At 56.0% G+C, this 16,727-nt stretch carries 15 protein-coding genes; 8 read left to right on the top strand and 7 right to left on the bottom strand.

Going from position 1 to position 16,727, the window contains the following annotated elements:
• Nucleotides 1–282 precede the first annotated feature (282 nt).
• Nucleotides 283–1,524, bottom strand: coding sequence for a lytic murein transglycosylase (locus tag GS605_RS15625; RefSeq protein ID WP_171724564.1), 1,242 nt, complete (start codon nucleotides 1,522–1,524; stop codon nucleotides 283–285).
• Nucleotides 1,525–1,703: 179 nt separating this feature from the next.
• Here GS605_RS15625 and GS605_RS15620 point away from each other — a divergent pair, with 179 nt between their 5' ends.
• From GS605_RS15620 to GS605_RS15595, 6 genes are read left to right on the top strand one after another with little or no spacing between them, the layout of a single operon-like run.
• Nucleotides 1,704–2,663 carry a cytochrome ubiquinol oxidase subunit II gene (locus GS605_RS15620; RefSeq protein WP_253283324.1) on the top strand — a complete coding sequence of 320 codons (960 nt, stop codon included), beginning with the start codon at nucleotides 1,704–1,706 and terminating at the stop codon, nucleotides 2,661–2,663.
• The gene (locus GS605_RS15615; RefSeq protein ID WP_171724563.1) at nucleotides 2,660–4,750 is read left to right on the top strand and encodes a cbb3-type cytochrome c oxidase subunit I; all 2,091 of its coding nucleotides are present in this window, start codon (nucleotides 2,660–2,662) and stop codon (nucleotides 4,748–4,750) included. Before GS605_RS15620 ends, GS605_RS15615 begins: the two co-directional genes overlap by 4 nt.
• Nucleotides 4,747–5,379, top strand: coding sequence for a cytochrome c oxidase subunit 3 (locus GS605_RS15610; protein ID WP_171724562.1), 633 nt, complete (start codon nucleotides 4,747–4,749; stop codon nucleotides 5,377–5,379). The genes GS605_RS15615 and GS605_RS15610 overlap by 4 nt, the downstream gene beginning before the upstream one ends.
• Nucleotides 5,372–5,698, top strand: coding sequence for a cytochrome o ubiquinol/quinol oxidase subunit IV (locus GS605_RS15605; RefSeq protein ID WP_224856200.1), 327 nt, complete (start codon nucleotides 5,372–5,374; stop codon nucleotides 5,696–5,698). Before GS605_RS15610 ends, GS605_RS15605 begins: the two co-directional genes overlap by 8 nt.
• Nucleotides 5,699–5,732: 34 nt before the next feature.
• Nucleotides 5,733–6,716 carry an HlyD family secretion protein gene (locus tag GS605_RS15600; protein WP_171724561.1) on the top strand — a complete coding sequence of 328 codons (984 nt, stop codon included), beginning with the start codon at nucleotides 5,733–5,735 and terminating at the stop codon, nucleotides 6,714–6,716.
• A complete protein-coding gene (locus GS605_RS15595; RefSeq protein WP_171724560.1) occupies nucleotides 6,713–8,236 on the top strand; it encodes a DHA2 family efflux MFS transporter permease subunit in 1,524 nt (507 codons plus the stop codon). The genes GS605_RS15600 and GS605_RS15595 overlap by 4 nt, the downstream gene beginning before the upstream one ends.
• On the opposite strand, the gene crcB is transcribed toward GS605_RS15595, so the two are convergent.
• On the bottom strand, nucleotides 8,233–8,595 hold the full coding sequence (crcB, locus tag GS605_RS15590; RefSeq protein ID WP_171724559.1) for a fluoride efflux transporter CrcB: 363 nt from the start codon (nucleotides 8,593–8,595) through the stop codon (nucleotides 8,233–8,235). The genes GS605_RS15595 and crcB overlap by 4 nt on opposite strands.
• Nucleotides 8,592–8,960 (bottom strand): CrcB family protein, encoded by a 369-nt coding sequence (locus GS605_RS15585; RefSeq protein ID WP_171724558.1) that lies wholly within the window; start codon nucleotides 8,958–8,960, stop codon nucleotides 8,592–8,594. Before GS605_RS15585 ends, crcB begins: the two co-directional genes overlap by 4 nt.
• 249 nt (nucleotides 8,961–9,209) lie before the next feature.
• Between GS605_RS15585 and GS605_RS15580 the strand changes: the two genes are divergently transcribed.
• A complete protein-coding gene (locus GS605_RS15580) occupies nucleotides 9,210–10,790 on the top strand; it encodes an FMN-binding glutamate synthase family protein (protein ID WP_171724557.1) in 1,581 nt (526 codons plus the stop codon).
• An 83-nt stretch (nucleotides 10,791–10,873) separates the two neighbouring features.
• On the opposite strand, the gene GS605_RS15575 is transcribed toward GS605_RS15580, so the two are convergent.
• Genes GS605_RS15575 through GS605_RS15560 form a run of 4 tightly spaced genes read right to left on the bottom strand, consistent with a single transcriptional unit; the run spans nucleotide 10,874 to nucleotide 14,790 of the window.
• Nucleotides 10,874–11,530, bottom strand: coding sequence for an ABC-type transport auxiliary lipoprotein family protein (locus GS605_RS15575; RefSeq protein ID WP_171636366.1), 657 nt, complete (start codon nucleotides 11,528–11,530; stop codon nucleotides 10,874–10,876).
• On the bottom strand, nucleotides 11,527–12,843 hold the full coding sequence (locus GS605_RS15570) for an MlaD family protein (RefSeq protein WP_171724556.1): 1,317 nt from the start codon (nucleotides 12,841–12,843) through the stop codon (nucleotides 11,527–11,529). The genes GS605_RS15575 and GS605_RS15570 overlap by 4 nt, the downstream gene beginning before the upstream one ends.
• A 5-nt stretch (nucleotides 12,844–12,848) precedes the next feature.
• Nucleotides 12,849–13,664, bottom strand: a complete 816-nt coding sequence (locus GS605_RS15565; RefSeq protein WP_171636362.1) for an ABC transporter ATP-binding protein — start codon at nucleotides 13,662–13,664, stop codon at nucleotides 12,849–12,851.
• A gap of 1 nt (nucleotide 13,665) precedes the next feature.
• Complete coding sequence (locus GS605_RS15560) at nucleotides 13,666–14,790, bottom strand: MlaE family lipid ABC transporter permease subunit (protein ID WP_171724555.1); 1,125 nt, start codon at nucleotides 14,788–14,790, stop codon at nucleotides 13,666–13,668.
• A 261-nt stretch (nucleotides 14,791–15,051) separates the two neighbouring features.
• Here GS605_RS15560 and GS605_RS15555 point away from each other — a divergent pair, with 261 nt between their 5' ends.
• Nucleotides 15,052–16,584 carry an alkaline phosphatase family protein gene (locus GS605_RS15555; RefSeq protein ID WP_171724554.1) on the top strand — a complete coding sequence of 511 codons (1,533 nt, stop codon included), beginning with the start codon at nucleotides 15,052–15,054 and terminating at the stop codon, nucleotides 16,582–16,584.
• Nucleotides 16,585–16,727 lie beyond the last annotated feature (143 nt).

The raw sequence follows: 16,727 nt of genomic DNA, 5'->3' as shown, positions 1-16,727 counted from the left end.
ACCCGCCCAAAGCAGCCCACAACCCTCATTTACGGAAGCACGGGGTCTGAAGGACATACCGCGTCAAAGGGTGCAGACGGACAGAGTTTCTTACTTCCACAAGGGCGGCTGACCGCCTTGTTCAACGCATCCGAGTTTTTGATTTTCCCTTTTAGAGTTTGTTTTCGTATGGGCAACAATTGTTACGAGGTTCCGTTGATAGGTTCTGGAAGCGCCTGATTGTTGCACATTGGATCGATGAGCCGGCCGGGTGTCAGAGTCGGCTGAACAACTTGGTTTGCCTCACGGGGCCAGGCTTGTTTTCATCAGCGCATCCGGAAAGCAGGTCTGTTCGATGCCCAGGGTCTCTTGCCATCGACCTATCGAACGACGCGTTTTGAACCCCGGCAGTCCATCGACCCCTCCGACATCATGCCCTTTCTGTTCCAACGCCTGCTGCATCTTGGCGATATCAGATCTGTACAGCCCGCCGACCTTTCCCCAAGCGCCATTGAAATCTCCGATACCGTATTGAATACGGTCGCCAACATGGCCGACAAACAAGGCATACAGGTCGCTTTTGTTGTATTCCTTCAGAACGTAGAAGTTTGGCGTGACCAGAAATGCCGGACCATGTCGTCCTGCGGGCATCATCAAGTACCCGTCACCACGCAGCTCATGGGCTGGAAAGGGTTTGCCCGAGACGCGACGTACACCCATCTCAACCCAGTCCTGAATAGGTCGCCCCTGATCGGGGCCTTCCAAAGCGCAAGAGACATTTTGGGGTACGACAACCTCGAATCCCCAATCCCGTGCAGGAACCCAGCCGTGTTTCATGAGGTAGTTTCCGATTGACGCAATCGTATCTTCGGGTGACCCCCAAATATCAGCCGCTCCGTCGCCGTTGCCGTCGGCAGCATAGGACAAATAGTTGGACGGCATGAACTGAGGCTGACCCAAAGCGCCAGCCCAACTGCTTTTCATTTGCCGGGCGGGCTGGTGCCCTGCTTCTGCGATTTGCAGCGCGGCAACAAGCTCGGCTGTGAAATAGTCTGCCCGGGTGCTCATGAAAGCCTTGGTCGACAGTACCCGGAAAGCATCATGCCGGATCGGAACCTGTCCGTATCCGCTCTCTCTTCCCCAGATCGCCAGAATAATGCGGGCAGGAACGCCGGTTTCGGCTTCGACCGCCGCCAGAGTTGCGGCATGGCGCCGTGCCATTTTCCGTCCTGCCGATGTTGCGCCTTGTACCGACCCCGGATTGAAATAGCGACCGGGTGAGCCAAACTCGGCCTGCTTCTGGACCTTGGGCGTTTTGCGCGCGCTTCCCGGAGGCACCAGATCAGGCAATTTCCAGTCAAGGGTCACGCCGGAAAGGGCTGCTTGCATCGTCTCGCGTGTCACACCTTTGGCCTTTGCCCGAGGCCAAATGGTTTCTTGCAACCACGACTGAAACTGGCGTTCGATCGCCGCACGATCCTGTGCCAACAAGGGCTGAAAGAGCAGGATGAACCCGAAAGAGAATACCAGAATACGCATCGTCATTTTGTCTGTCCCGGTTGGGATTGCAAGTCAACGGGAAGATGCCGCAATGGCTTGGGCCCATTTACCCGAAGTTGAATCGGGATAGACTTGGGCAATTGGTGGTTTGAAAAACTCTTGAGAAAATTCACGCACTTGTCGATAGTCGAATGATATTTTGTTTGAGGAAGGGGCAGTCAGTCATGGCACATGTAAAAACGCCCAATCCAATCCCTTTGCTTGCGATGGCGGTGATCCTGTTTGTGTCGATGCCGCACATGGTTTCCGCCAGCGACAGTTTCATGGATCCGCAAGGACCCATTGCCGCCATCCAGAAAACGCATCTGCTGCGGGCGACCGCTTTGATCATGGTGGCTGTTATCCCTGTGCTGATACTGGTACCGTTGATCGCGTTTCGTTATCGCCGCAGAAGGAACAGTCACGCAGCTTACCGACCGGATTGGGATTTTTCCGCGAAACTGGAATTCCTCATGTGGGGTGTGCCCGTTGTGATTGTGGCGCTCCTGTCGTTCTACCTTTGGAAGGCCACCCATCGGCTTGATCCATACGCGTCGGCGTTTGGTGAAGATCCGGCCTTGCGCGTGCAGGTTGTCGGGCTGGATTGGAAGTGGCTGTTCATCTATCCCGATCTTGGTATTGCCAGTGTGGGCGAGTTCGGCATTCCCACCAAAAAGCAAGTGGCTATGACGCTGACCACCGATACCGTCATGCAATCCTTCATGATCCCTGCGCTGGCGGGCCAGATTTACGCGATGCCGGGAATGACCACCCAACTGCATCTGGTCGCGGACGTCCCCGAGGTCATGCAAGGCGAGAACACGCAGTACAACGGGCGGGGTTTTACCAAACAGAAATTTCGTACCGTTGCCATGAACAGTGATGAATTTGAAAGCTGGGCCCAGAAAGTGCGCGAAAATGGTATCCGACTGGACCCGGAAACGTATCAGATGCTCGCGATGCGGACAGACAGGGATGAGGTGCAGGCGGCGCTGGGCACCGACAAGATGCCAAAGGACGCGCTGTACTTCACGATGGAACAAGATTTGTTTCAAACGATCCTGCACCGCTATCACAGCGGCAAAGCGCTGCCGGTTGATCAACAGCCGGGAACGGCATCCTTCGGGCAGGTGGTGCAGCAATGACGCCGTCCTATTCAGGATTCCTTGGCCGCCTCGACTGGGATGCGCTTCCGATCACAGGGTTGATCCAGAACCCGAACGCGAATGAGATCGTTGCCAACGCCGCGGCCGCAATCGTCTTGGTTGGCGTTGTCGTCGTGGTCAGCCTGCTCAGCTGGTTTCGGTTGTGGACGCCCCTCTGGCGCGATTGGCTGACCAGTGTTGATCACAAGAAGATAGGGATCATGTATGTCGTCTTTGCCATCGTCATGCTGGCGCGCGGCGTGTTGGAAGGCGTTGTCATGCGCGCGCAGCAAGCCGCGGGCCCGGGCGACGGGTTCCTGGAAGCCGAACATTTCGCCGAGCTGTTCAGCACCCATGGCACGATCATGATTTTCTTTGTCGCGGTGCCTTTTGTCTTTGGTATCGCGAACTATGTCGTTCCGCTGATGATCGGGGCGCGGGATGTGGCGTTCCCTCGCTTGAACCAGATCAGTCTGGGCCTGACGGTGTCTTCCGGTATGATGCTTATGGTTTCGCTGGTCGTGGGGCGGTTCTCGACCGGTGGCTGGACGGCCTACCCACCGTATACCGGGGCCGCCTTCAATCCGGGCGTTGGGCCGGACTACTGGATCTGGGCGATCGTTGTATCGGGTATCGGCACGACGCTTACCGGTATCAATTTTGCCGTTACGATCTACAAGATGCGCGCGCCGGGCATGACCTTCATGCGGTTGCCGATGTATTGCTGGACCATCATATGCAGTTCGATCCTGATCGTCTTTGCCATGCCGCCGCTGGGCGTCGCGGCGCTTTTGCTGGCCGCGGACCGCTATTTGGACTTCCACTTTTTCACCAATGACCTCGGCGGCAACATGATGAACTATGCCAATCTGTTCTGGCTGTTCGGCCACCCCGAGGTTTACCTGCTGGTTCTGCCTGCCTACGGCATCTACTCCGAAGTTTTTGCGACTTTTTCGGCCAAGAGGCTCTACGGCTACAACTCGCTCGTCATCGCCACGATGTCGATCGCGGTTCTGTCGTTTACCGTCTGGCTGCACCACTTCTTCACCATGGGGCAGAGCGCCCTGATCAACGCCGTTTTTGGTATCGCAACCATGCTGATCGCCATTCCCACCGGTGTAAAAGTCTATGACTGGATGGCGACTTTGTGGCGGGGGCGCATCCGGTTCTCGGTGCCGATGCTGTATGGTTTGGCATTTTTGATGTTGTTCGTGATTGGTGGCCTGAGCGGGGTGATCCTGGCCAATCCGACCGTGGATTATCAGGTACACAATACGCTGTTCCTGGTGGCCCACTTCCACAACGTACTGTTGCCGGGTGTGCTGTTTGGACTTTTGGCCGCCTATAACTACTGGTTCCCCAAGGCTTTCGGCTTTCGCCTGAACGAGTTCTGGGGCCGCGTCACGGTTGCCCTCTGGACCATAGGATTTTTGTTGACCTTCATGCCGCTTTACTTCGTCGGGCTGATGGGGATGCCGCGCCGTTCTTTCAGCTATGATGACCCATCTTTCCATCCCTTCATGGTGGTGGCGATCGTCGGGGCGCTGGTGATTACCTGCGCGTTGTTCTCGGTTCTGATCCAACTTTGGGTCAGCATCCGTGACCGCGAAAAGACCCGTGTTCCCGTTGGAGATCCATGGGATGGACGGACGTTGGAATGGTCTGTTCCGTCGCCGCCGCCGCCGTACAACTTTGCGATCATCCCAACCGTTACGGACCGGGATGATTTTGCGGCAGCAAAGGAAAAGGGGGCAGCCTACCCAACGCCCGACGCCTATGAAGATATCGATTTGCCGCGCAATACAGGCATTGGGTTCGTTCTGTGTGTCATGAGTGGTATCTGGATGTTCGCGCTGGTCTGGTGGATTTGGTGGTTGGCTGCATTGATGACGGTTCTGATGATCCTGGCGGTGATCGTCTGGACGTTCGACGACAGTACCGAGCTGACCATACCGGCGGAAGAAGTGCGCAAGGATCACGAAGCCTGGCTTGCATTGGTTCACGGTGAAAAGGCGGTGGATCGCGATTTCGAGACGTCTTCGGAAAATCGCGGCCTCGCCCGCCCCGATCTGGAGGCGGTGACATGAAGCGCGCGCCCACCCACAGCTATCCGGGTATCAACCTGGGGGAACGTCACGCGAGTGCTGACAAGGCGACCGAGGTCGTCACCTTCGGGTTCTGGGTCTTTTTGATGAGCGACCTGGTCTATTTCGGCCTGATGTTTGCGATTTACATCACGATGGTCGATGCACAGGCCGGTGGTCCCGGCCCGCACGAGCTGTTTGATCTCAAAAGCGTCTTTGCGCAGACGCTCATCCTGTTGACAAGCAGTCTGACGGTTGGCCTTGCCATGCTGGCGCTGAAATACAATCTGCCGCGCGCTCGTATTGTCTTGTGGTTTGGCGTCACGCTTTTTCTGGGCATCAGCTTCCTGGTGCTAGAGGTGCGTGATTTCATGGCCATGGCGGAACAAGGTGGCATTCCGCAGCGCAGCGGTTTCTTGTCGGCTTTCTTCGGACTTGTTCCGCTGCATGGCTTGCACGTCGCCGCTGGGTGCTTGTGGCTGATCGTTCTGGGTATCCAGTTGCGTGTGAAAGGGATGACGGACGTCATTATCTCGCGCGTGGTTCGGTTGGCCCTGTTCTGGCGTTTTCTGGACCTGATCTGGATCGGGATCATCACCATCGTTTATTTCGGAGGTCTGACCTATGGATAAGCGCTCTGAAATGCACCGTCGCGAGCGTCGGCGCTATGTGATCGGATACGGTGGTTCGCTGCTGTTGACTTTTGCGACCTTCGGCGTGGCCCATCTGTTTGGGATCGAAACCCCCGGTGTTTACCTGACAATTGGATTGCTGGGTCTGGCCCAACTTGTTCTGCAACTTGTTTATTTCCTGCACATCGATCGCCGGCGCAGCAGCCGCGAAGACCTGCATCTGGTTCTGTTTTCCACGATGGTTCTGTTGATCATGATTTTTGGAACGGTCTGGGTGCTGGGCAATCTGGCAATACGAATGCACATGCATGTGATGTGATGCGCATGGGGCGCGTGCAGAAAGGGATATGAGAATGAAGCCACTCAAAATCGCAGCCGTGGCTTTGATACTTGCAGCAATTGCAGTCGGTCTTGTTCTGTTCTGGAGGCACGAAGAGCGCTACCCGTCCACTCAGGATGCATATCTGGGCGCGAACATCATCTATGTCGCTGCACAGGTGACAGGGCAGGTGGCCGATGTACATGTGATCGAAAACCAGCCCGTGAAAAACGGCGATCTGCTTTTCACGATCGACGACACTCATTTCAAGGCTTCTGTGGATGCAGCCAAAGCCAATCTGGATAGTGCGATACAACAGGCCAAATCCTATTCCACACAGATTGCGGCGGCAGAGGCTTCGGTGGACAGCGCCCAATCGGCCTACGATACTGCATTGAAGAGTTTTGAACGTGCAAAAGCCCTGTTCGCATCAGGCGATATCGCGCAGGCATCGCTGGATCAGACGGCATCGGATTTCGCCCAAGCCTCTGCAAGGTTGACGACCAGCCAGTCCAGCCTTTTGGCACTGAAAAGCGGGTTGCAGGCAAAACAGGATGATATCCTGTCTGCGCGGGCACAACTTGAAATTGCGCAAACCAACCTTGCCTGGACCAAGATCCATGCTGCGGCCGACGGATGGATCGCCAATCTGACTCTTCGACCAGGATCCTCGGTGTCCGCCAATGCCCCGCAATTCTCGATTGTCGAATCGTCCGATTGGTGGGTGGACGCGAACTTCAAAGAGACCGCATTGGCGCGCATTCGTCCGGGGCAGCCGGTCACAATACGTGTCGATATGCTCCGCGGAACGACGCTCACAGGTAAGGTGGCGTCAATCGGGCGAGGGTCTGGGGACACGTTTTCGTTGTTGCCCTCGGAAAACGCGAGCGGGAATTGGGTCAAGGTCACCCGGCGATTTCCGGTTCGGATCGCGCTTGACCCGACCGATGCGCCCTTGCGTGTCGGAGGCAGCAGCAAAGTTGTCGTAGATACAACAGGTCCGGTGGACGGCAAATGACCCCTGTGGCGTCCGGCCATGTGAACATGGTGATCGTGATCGCCGTTGTTCTCAGCGCCATTCTGGAAGTCCTGGACAGTACGATTGTCAATGTGGCGTTGCCGCATATCCAGGCCGCATTCGGGGCGACGACCGATCAGGCGACATGGATTCTGACCAGCTATATCGTTTCCGCGGTGGTCATCATGCCGTTGACAGGGTTCGTCGCCCGACGCGTGGGCCGACGACGGTTGATCCTGACGGCGGTGACTGGTTTTGCCGTCATGTCGATGATGTGCGGCATGTCCTGGAGCCTTGAGGTCATCGTTGCCTTTCGGTTGGCTCAGGGCATGTTCGGCGCTTTCCTGATCCCTTTGTCCCAGTCCATTCTATTTGATGCCTTCCCGCGGGAAAAGCGCGGACAGGCAATGGCCATCTTCGGTCTGGGCGTCGTGGTGGCGCCGGTACTGGGGCCAACGGTCGGTGCAATCCTGACCGAATATTTTTCCTGGCGGATGGTCTTCTTTGTCAATGTTCCTGTGGCGGCCCTTGCGCTGCTTCTGCTGGCCGGAGAATTGCCGGAAGACAAAACCGAGGAGGTTCAGATCGATTGGAAAGGCCTTGCTCTGCTGGCTCTTGGGATCGGGTGCCTTCAATTCGTTCTGGATCAAGGCGAGACACTGGACTGGATGTCGTCCCGCGTCATCCAGGTGGCTGTGATCGCAGCAATTCTCGGGGCGTTTGGTTTCATTTTTCACGCGTTGACCTCTCGCAATTCGGTTGTGGACCTGCGTCTGTTCGCAGACCGAAACTTTGCCCTGTGCAATCTGATCATCGCGGGTTTTGCCGTGTCTCTGTTCGGGGGCATCGCGATTTTGCCGACGCTTGTTCAAAGTCTGCTGGATTTCCCAGTCATCGCGTCGGGCCATCTGTTCATTCCGCGTGGCCTGACCGCAGGGCTGTCCATGGTTCTGACCGGCGCAGTTCTGGTAAACCGCTTCGATCCGCGCCTGCTGGCGGGCATCGGCCTGTTGCTGACAGCAATAGGGAATTTCATGATGGGGGCCATCAACCTCAATGCCGGTTTTTGGGAGCTCGCATGGCCGGGGGCCATCAGCGGCCTCGGGATGGGTCTTGTGTTCGTGCCCATGTCGATACTGGCTTTCGAGAGCATCAGTAAAGGCCGGCAGGACGAAGCTTCTGGTCTGTTCAACGTGACAAGGCAACTGGGGTCGTCGGTTGGCATCTCGCTGGTCGGCACCTGGGTTGTACGCGGGTTGCAGACCAATACGGCGGTGCTCAGCCAGAATGTGACGCCCTACAACCCCGCGGCCCAGGCGTATCTGAGCCCGCTTGGCCTTGCGCCGGACAGCGCTGAAGGTGCTGCCATTCTGGGCCAGGAAATCATGAAGCAGGCCGAGATGATTTCCTATTTGACCGTTTTCAACAATCTGGGTCTGCTTGCCTTGGCGACAATTCCATTGCTTTTCTTTTGTCGCGCTCCGAAGCCCGGGTCACATGTTGCCGATCATGTGCATTAGCGCGTCAAGGTGAGCCCAAGCCACAGGGCGAACCAGCACAGCACCAGGCTGATCAGGATATTGCCAGCTGCCAGAACCAGAGTCCGCTCGCGCCGAAGTTCAAGAGATTGATAGGCAAAGCTGGAAAAGGTGGTGAACCCGCCGCAGAATCCAAAGACCAGCCGTCTTTGATCCTCGGGGATGTCGACAGGGCCGCCCAGATAGCCGATCCAGATCCCCAGCAGCAGGCTGCCCAATACATTGACGATCAACGTCGAAAAGGGCAAATCGTGCCGCACTTTCAAAGCCAGCCAATGACGCAGGACCGCCCCCAGGCCTCCGCCCAGTCCGAACATCGCATGAAGATAGAGGTCATTCATGACGGTGACCTCTCGGAATGAAAATGGTTGCCCAGCTTCTCTCCGACCAGGGCAGCGCCAATGCCTAACGCGACTTCCAACCCGACAGCAAGCGGCACGGCCCAAAGATCACTTTCGGCAATACGTTCCAGATCAGCTACAAAAGATGAAAAGGTGGACAACCCACCACAAAATCCGACCGCGCCCAGATGCAGAACATGCGCGTGCACCTTGTGACGTATTGAATACAGCCACCCCAAGACGAAACAGGCCGCCACGTTAATGCCGAAGGTCGACGTGAGGAAACTGAGGCCGGGGATTTCCAGCGCGAAAACTTCGCGCAACAACGATCCCAGCGCCCCTCCGGCAAAGACGGCGAGAAACATAAGGCTCTTGCGGTCGCGTCGGGGTTGGGAATGCGTCTTTGTCAAGTGTATGCCTGTCGCCTTCTGGTATGCGTGGCATATCCACTGGCGACACCCTGTTCAACTGTTGAGCCACCGTAACGCACTTTCACGTTTTCGTCTTTGGGCGGATAAATTCCCGCGAAAGCTTGCAATTAAAAATCAATCTGTTTCACGTTGAGTGCTGTTGGAACGCGCAACCACCGGTCGGAAACATGAGGAGACAGGAACATGATTGTACGCAGGATCTACTATTTTCTGAGCTATGTCTGCCTGCCGTTCGTGTTGCTGTTGGGGTTCTTCTGGCCACCCGTACATTGGCTTTTGGTCATCTTGGTGCCCTACGCGGTCATCGGCCTTTATGATGTTTTGACTACCAAGCACAATGTGCTGAACAACTATCCGGTTCTGGGGCATTTCCGGTACATGCTTGAATTCGTCAGCCCGGAAATTCGACAGTATTTCGTTGAAACCAACGAAAGCGGCCGACCTTATAACCGGATCGTACGCGGCCTGGTTTATTCCCGCGCCAAGGGCCAGATGGATACGCAGGCCTTCGGAACACAATACGACATAAACGAGGTCGGATATCACCGCGCAAATCATTCGCTTGCGCCCAAGCACGTGGACAAAAGCGAAGATCGCGTCATGTTGGGCGGGCCACAATGCACAAAGCCTTACAGCGCCTCGCGTCTCAATGTTTCGGCGATGAGCTTCGGCGCCCTGAGCGCCAACGCCATCCGCGCGCTGAACGGCGGGGCAAAGGATGGAGGTTTCGCCCACAATACCGGTGAAGGCGGGTTGTCTCCTCACCATCTGGCCGAAGGCGGCGATATCATCTGGCAGATTGGGACGGGCTATTTTGGATGTCGAACGCCGGAAGGCGGGTTTGACAAGGACAAGTTCGCCGAAAAGGCCACAAAGGATGTGGTCAAGGCAATCGAGATCAAGTTGTCCCAAGGTGCCAAGCCTGCGCATGGGGGCGTTCTGCCCGCTGCCAAGGTCGATGCCGAAATTGCCGAAATCCGCGGGGTGCCCGAGCATAAGGATGTGATTTCCCCCCCAACTCACAGCGCTTTTGACGGGCCCTCGGGGTTGATGCACTTCGTTCAAGATCTTCGCGAAATGTCCGGCGGCAAACCTGTCGGCTTCAAATTGTGTATTGGCAAACCTTCCGAGTTCATGTCGATCTGCAAGGCCATGCTTGAGACAGGGATTTTGCCGGACTTCATCACCATTGACGGATCAGAAGGGGGTACAGGCGCGGCCCCGGTCGAGTTCACCAACCGTCTCGGTATGCCCCTGAACGAGGCGCTGATTTTCGCAAACAATTGCCTGCGTGGCGTTGGGCTGCGCGACAAGATCCGGATCATTTGCGCGGGCAAAGTGGCGACCGGATACGACATGGTCGAGAAATTCGCGCTTGGTGCGGATATGTGCAACGCGGCACGGGCGATGATGTTTGCGGTGGGCTGCATTCAGGCCTTGCATTGCAACACCAACCGTTGCCCGTCCGGGGTCGCCACTCAGGATCCCGTGCGCGGGCGCGCTGTGAACATCCCGCAAAAGCGGCGGCGCGTTCACCGGTATCACGACGCAACACTCGAAAGTTTCCGCGAACTCTTGGGTGCGATGGGAAAGGAAAAAGTGTCCGAGCTGCATCCACGCGACATTTTGCGGCGCACGGCGGACGAGCATGAGCGAACCTATGGTGACCTCTACACCTATCTGGAGGATGGTGCGCTGCTGGCAGGTGTTGTGCCCGAGGAATTCGCGGCGGATTGGGAACGCGCTTCGGCATCTCGTTTCTGAGACCCGATCCGTTAACAACCGTTTACCCAGAACAGGTGTGGGCGAACTGCGCCCGCACTTACTGTTTTGACATGTGGCTTAACTCAACTGGGGTTCGATCTGGGATTGTTGGCCACATGCGTGCTGATCCTGCGAATGCTCCATTCAACAGAATCTCGCATCGCGCGCCCCAAGGCCAAATCAAACGCTTTGATCAGATCTGATGTCTGGTCGCTTGCGGCAACGACATTTTCCTGAAACGAATTCGAAGCGATGATCTTGTCGTCGTATTCATCGATGACCTTGATGTTCATGCGCACTTCGATACGGATTTTATCTCCGTTCTCGGGGTCCGCAACAACAATCCCCTGAAACTCGCGCAGGTCCGGTGCGATCACGTAATCAGCACGCAGACCGACCGTTGACCGGCCAACGGCAGCGACTTTGCCAGAATTCTCAAAGCTTTCGATCAACAGCGTCTGAACGATCAGGGGTGCGCGATCCACCCAACGTGCCCGCGGCAAATACTGAACCTGTAACGGGGTGGGCTGAATGGCGATCTGATCCGTATTCACAGCGGCGGTTGCTGTTGGTTCTTCAACTACGATCTGTTTTTGTATTCGCGGCAACGCCGACGAAAATGTGCTTTTGGGTGTCAACAGATACAGATCGTTGGGTTTCGCGGCTTGTTTCAAAGTGCCCAAACCGGCACATCCACCGACCAATGCAAACGTCAGAATTGCAATTGCAGGCTTGATCATTGACGGAACTCCGATGCTTGGGTGCCCAGCAGAAACCGCGCAGGATCACGTTCGACCTTGTCCACCAGACGGTCGAGGCTGATTACCAGGCGTTGGGATTCTTCGACGAAGCGAATAAATTGCGGCAGACCCACCCGCAAGAAGTCTGACACCTGCCGGCGGTTGGTCTGAACGATGCCGTCAATTGTCCCCAGCAGCTCTGACGCAGAGTTCGAAGCGCTCAGGACATCGTCTGAAATCTGATCGATCTTACCGGTGATGTTCGAGACTGTTTCGGTGACCTGGTTGGCCGCCTTCCGGATATCTTCCGCTACGGGCGCCACGTCTTCTTCCATGACGCGGTTGGCCGTTTCAAAGGCCGTTTCCGCCGAAGACAGCGCACCTTTGGCCGTGTCCATTGCAGATGTGATCGAACCAAGTGTCGTGTTGGCGTTCAACACGGTCTCGTTCACGATCCCCAGCGTGACGCTGCCTTCGTCCGACAAGAGGGTCAACCGTTCGGCCAGTTGCGACCCGCGTTCGATGAAAGGTCGAACGTCCTGCTGCAAGATGCGGTCTGCCGTTTCGATCGTCGTTTTCGCTTCGTCCAGCGCAGCCCTGGCTGACTCGGACGCGGACTTGACCGAATTGAGCGTGTCCGTGCCGGTCTTGAGGGTCGTATCCGCCGTTTCGATCAAAGGGTCCAGACGTTTTGAAAATTCACCAATATCCTTGGCTGCACTGCCTATGTCGCTGGCCACGGATTCAAAGCTTGTCAATGTTTTGTCCAGCCGGCCAGTCGCAGAGGCAAGGTTGTCCAGAATGCTGCTCACGGCTTGCCGGTTCTTGTCGTCGACGACCTTGTTCAGGCTTTCCAGAAGTGTAACGGCCTCGTCCAGCACTTTTGGTGCGCCTTCAAATAATGACTGGATGGTGCTGCGCTTGCTTTTGATCACGCTGTCCTGCGGCAATCTTTCGGCATTAGGCGACCCGCCAGTAAGTTCAACGTAACCGACGCCGGTAACACCCAGCGATTGAAGCTGGGCGATCGTTTCTTCGGTGATCGGAATATCTGCATCCACTTCTATTCGCACGCGAACCTTGGACGGATCGTCCTCGTCCAGGTTCAGAGAGATCACCTGCCCAACAGGAAGGCCGTTGAAATTCACCCCGCCCGCCGCCGAAAGCCCCGAGACGTTATCGAACAATACATCGTAGTAAGCGTATTGCCGGGTCACTTCGAATTTCGCCAACCACAGGAAAAAGCCGAATACGCCCAACAGTCCCGCAAGGGTGAACGCGCCGATCAGGATGTAATTTGCTCTGGTTTCCATCGCCTTTACCTGTCCTGACCCTTCTGTTGCGCCGCGCGGGCGCGGGGGCCTGTGAAATATTCCTGCACCCAAGGATGATCCACTTTGGTCATATCCTCAATCGGACCTTCAACCAGCACGCGTTTTTCTGCAAGCACTGCAATTCGGTCACAGATGGCGTAAAGGCTGTCCAGATCATGGGTGACCATGAAAACAGTCAACCCAAGTGCCTGCTGCAATTCGCCGATCAACTCATCATACGCAGCCGCGCCAATCGGGTCTAATCCGGCAGTCGGTTCATCCAGAAAAACGATTTCGGGATCAAGCGCCAGTGCCCGTGCAAGCGCCGCGCGCTTTCGCATGCCGCCTGACAGCTCCGATGGAAATTTGCCGCAACTCAGCTGGGGCAGACCCACAAGGCTGATCTTCAACGCACCCAGAGATTCCATCAGTTTTTCACTGATGCCCGTATGTTCTCGCAGTGGGGCCATCACGTTTTGCAATACGGTCAGCGATGAAAACAGCGCACCGTCTTGAAAGGCCACGCCCCAGTGGCGTTCGATCCTGCGGCGTTCCTCTTCGGGACCGTTCAGGACATCCACTCCCAACACTTCTATACTGCCAGCAGCAGGTTTGTTCAGACCCACAATTGTACGTAGCAAGACGGATTTTCCGGTTCCGGACCCGCCAACAATGCCCAGAACCTCGCCGCGCCAGACATCAAGGTTCAGATCGTCATGAACCACCTGCGTTCCGAATTGGTTTCTGAGACCGCGAACGCGGATCACGGCGTCACGCTGCGCTGCGTTCTGTTCCGTTTCGTGTTGCGTGCTATCGTTCATGTCAGATTCCGATTTCGGAAAAGAAAATCGAAAACAATGCGTCGATTGCAATCACCATGAAAATGGATTGCACAACCGAGGCGGTTGTACGCTGCCCCACACTCTGGGCCGACCCTTTGACCTGCAAGGCCTGCCAGCATGCTGTGACCCCGATGACCAGCGCAAAGAATGGTGCCTTGATCAACCCAACCGCAAGTTGCCAGACATCGGTGTTTTCTTTCAAACGGGTGACAAACATGCCAGGGCTTACGCCCAGATCGATCCAGCTCATCAGCGCGCCGCCGAAGAGGCCGGCAACATCTGCGACAAAGCCAAGAATGGGCAGCATGATCAGCAACGCCAAAACACGTGGAATGACAAGAACCTCGATCGGGTCAAGGCCCAGCGTCCGCATGGCGTCGATCTCTTCCTGTACTTTCATCGAACCGATCGAGGCCGTGAATGCCGAACCCGAGCGGCCGGCAACAATAATCGCGGTCAGCAAAATTCCCAGCTCTCGCAGAATCGAGATTGAAATCAGTTCGACCACGAAGATCTCGGCCCCGAACTGTTTCAGTTGTGTCGCACCCTGAAAGGCCAGCACGACACCGATCAGAAAACCCATCAGGGCCACGATGGGAAGGGCTTTGACCCCGGTTTCCTCCATATGAGTGACAAGGGCCGCTTTGCGCAGACGCCACGGCATGACCAGGGTCCGAAACAAGCGGTGCAGGGTGAGGCCCAGAAATTCGAGAATCGACAGGGTATCCTTCCAGGCTCCGAATGTGCCCTGACCCACATGTGCGACCCAGTCCAGAAATCCACGAGGGTCCTCAAGCTTGCCAGGTTTGTCCGGGATGCTGCGTGTCACCGTGTCTATCAGTGTCGCATGTGCGGGTTTCACACCTTGAAACTCCAGCGTGGCACCGATTGACGTGAACCTCCGGCCCAGGTCCGCAACCAGCCAGGCTCCGCCCGTATCCAATGCTTCTATACCGGACAGGTCAATAACGACTTTGCCCCCGCAAGGTTGGACCGCAGCAAAATCACGCTCCACGGTTTGCAGGGATTGTGTGAGCAACTCACCAGAAATGCGCACTTGATTGCCGCTGGCGTCGCGCTCTGATGTGATCGTTGGCTGCGTCATGGTGCCATGTGAAGTAAAACATTCAATGCCTGCAATGACTTTGTGCCCTTTGACGTGGTTTTTGCCGCATAGGATGGCCTTGGCGTCACGCCGGACTATGAGTTGAAGCAAGCGTAACTGTAAACAGGGGTGTTACTTTTCTCGGCTCAAGTCAGGCCGGAAAAGAAAACGCAGGGCTGTTCGACTAATCGGTTGCGCAAAAAACGGAAGCGGGACACATTCCGCTGCGGAACCCCGGGTGCGGAATTCGGAGAAGTCGGTATGCATCACGCCAAGAACGTTCTGTTCATAATCATCGATCAATTGAGGGCAGATTGCCTGAACGGCGCTCTTGCCGAGCACGTGCAGCTACCGAACCTTCGGGCTTTCATGGACGAGGCGGTCAGTTTTACGCGCCACTTCTCTGTCGCCAATCCCTGTGGGCCATCCCGCGCATCGATTTTGACCGGCCAATACGCGATGAACCACCGTTCCGTGCGAAATGGTACACCGCTGCGTCATGATACGCCGAACATCGCCACGGAAATGCGAAAGGCGGGTTATATGCCGATGCTGTTCGGGTACACCGATACCTCTGCCGATCCCCGAGTCCATGATCCCAACGATCCCGTGCTCAAATCTTACGAGCAATCGATGAACGGGTTCCTTGAAGTTGTCGAAATGCGCCTGGAAGAGTCATACCCTTGGCGATCATATTTAATGAAAAATGGCTATACGTTCGATACATATTGGGATGTTTTCAAGCCTGTCTCACCGGATGGTCAAACGCTCAAGCTGAACGACCCGGCCATGTATCGGGCAGAACACAGCGACACAGCCTTCCTGACCGATGCGTTTCTGGACGGGATTGCACCTCATCAAGGCGAGGGATGGTTTGCTCATCTGACTTACATCCGTCCTCATCCGCCTTTGGTTGCGCCTGCCCCGTATAACGACATGTACGATCCGGCGGAAATCCCTCTGCCGAAACGCCTGCCAAGCGAAGCCGCTGAAAAGGCACTGCATCCGTTTTTCGGACCAAAGCTGGACGCTTATACGGCAGAAAAGTTCGTTCATGGCTTTGCTGACGTTGAGCCAACGGATGAAAACATCCGCACTTTGCGCGCCGTTTATCTGGGATTGGCGACCGAGGTCGATCACCATATCGGGCGCGTCGTTCAGTATCTCAAGGACAGTGGGCAATACGACGATACCATGCTGGTCATAACGGCTGATCATGGCGAAATGCTGGGCGACAGGTACAGCTGGGGCAAAATGACTGTGTACGACGCAGCCTATCACACACCGTTGATGATACGTCTGCCGGGGAACGAGGCCATGGCCGGCGCGAAAGTGACCGTTCCTACCGAGTCGATTGATGTCACGCCGACTATCCTTGATTGGATTGGGCAGACTGTTCCAAACGCCATGGATGGCAGGTCTTTGTTGCCCTTGTTGCAAGGCGACGTTCCCGGTGATTGGCGCAGCTATTCCTTCAGCGAGCTGGATTTTTCGGAACCCGAAGAACCGACCCTCTGGCAGCGGCGGTTGGGAACGGGCAACAGTGATTCCTGTCTGGGAATATTGCGGGACGAACGATTCACGTTGATCGAATTTGCAGCCGACCTGCCGCCGATCCTGTTTGATCACCAGGGACAAGGAGAATTCGAAAACCTTGCGGATAACCCCGCGTTTGCGGCTGATCTTGCCCGGTTTTGCAGACAGATGCTGCGCCATCGGATGCGAAACATGGATCATACCTTGTCGTTGCACTCCATCACTTCCGAAGGCGCGAAGTCCCGTTCCAGATATTAGGATTACTGCACGCTTTCGCGCTCTTTTCAGTTGGATCATGGAAGTTGCATGAGACGTTTTGTCGTTCATCAATTCCACTACCGGCGCATCAATTCTGATGGTACCCATGGGGCGTGGAGAAGACGAACCTGGACATCACCGAA

This window comes from Ruegeria sp. HKCCD7559 (assembly GCF_013110575.1).
In the GTDB taxonomy this organism is placed as follows: domain Bacteria; phylum Pseudomonadota; class Alphaproteobacteria; order Rhodobacterales; family Rhodobacteraceae; genus Ruegeria.
The sequence above is the reverse complement of the archived record's forward strand: the minus strand, read 5'-3'. Positions and strand labels throughout refer to the sequence as shown.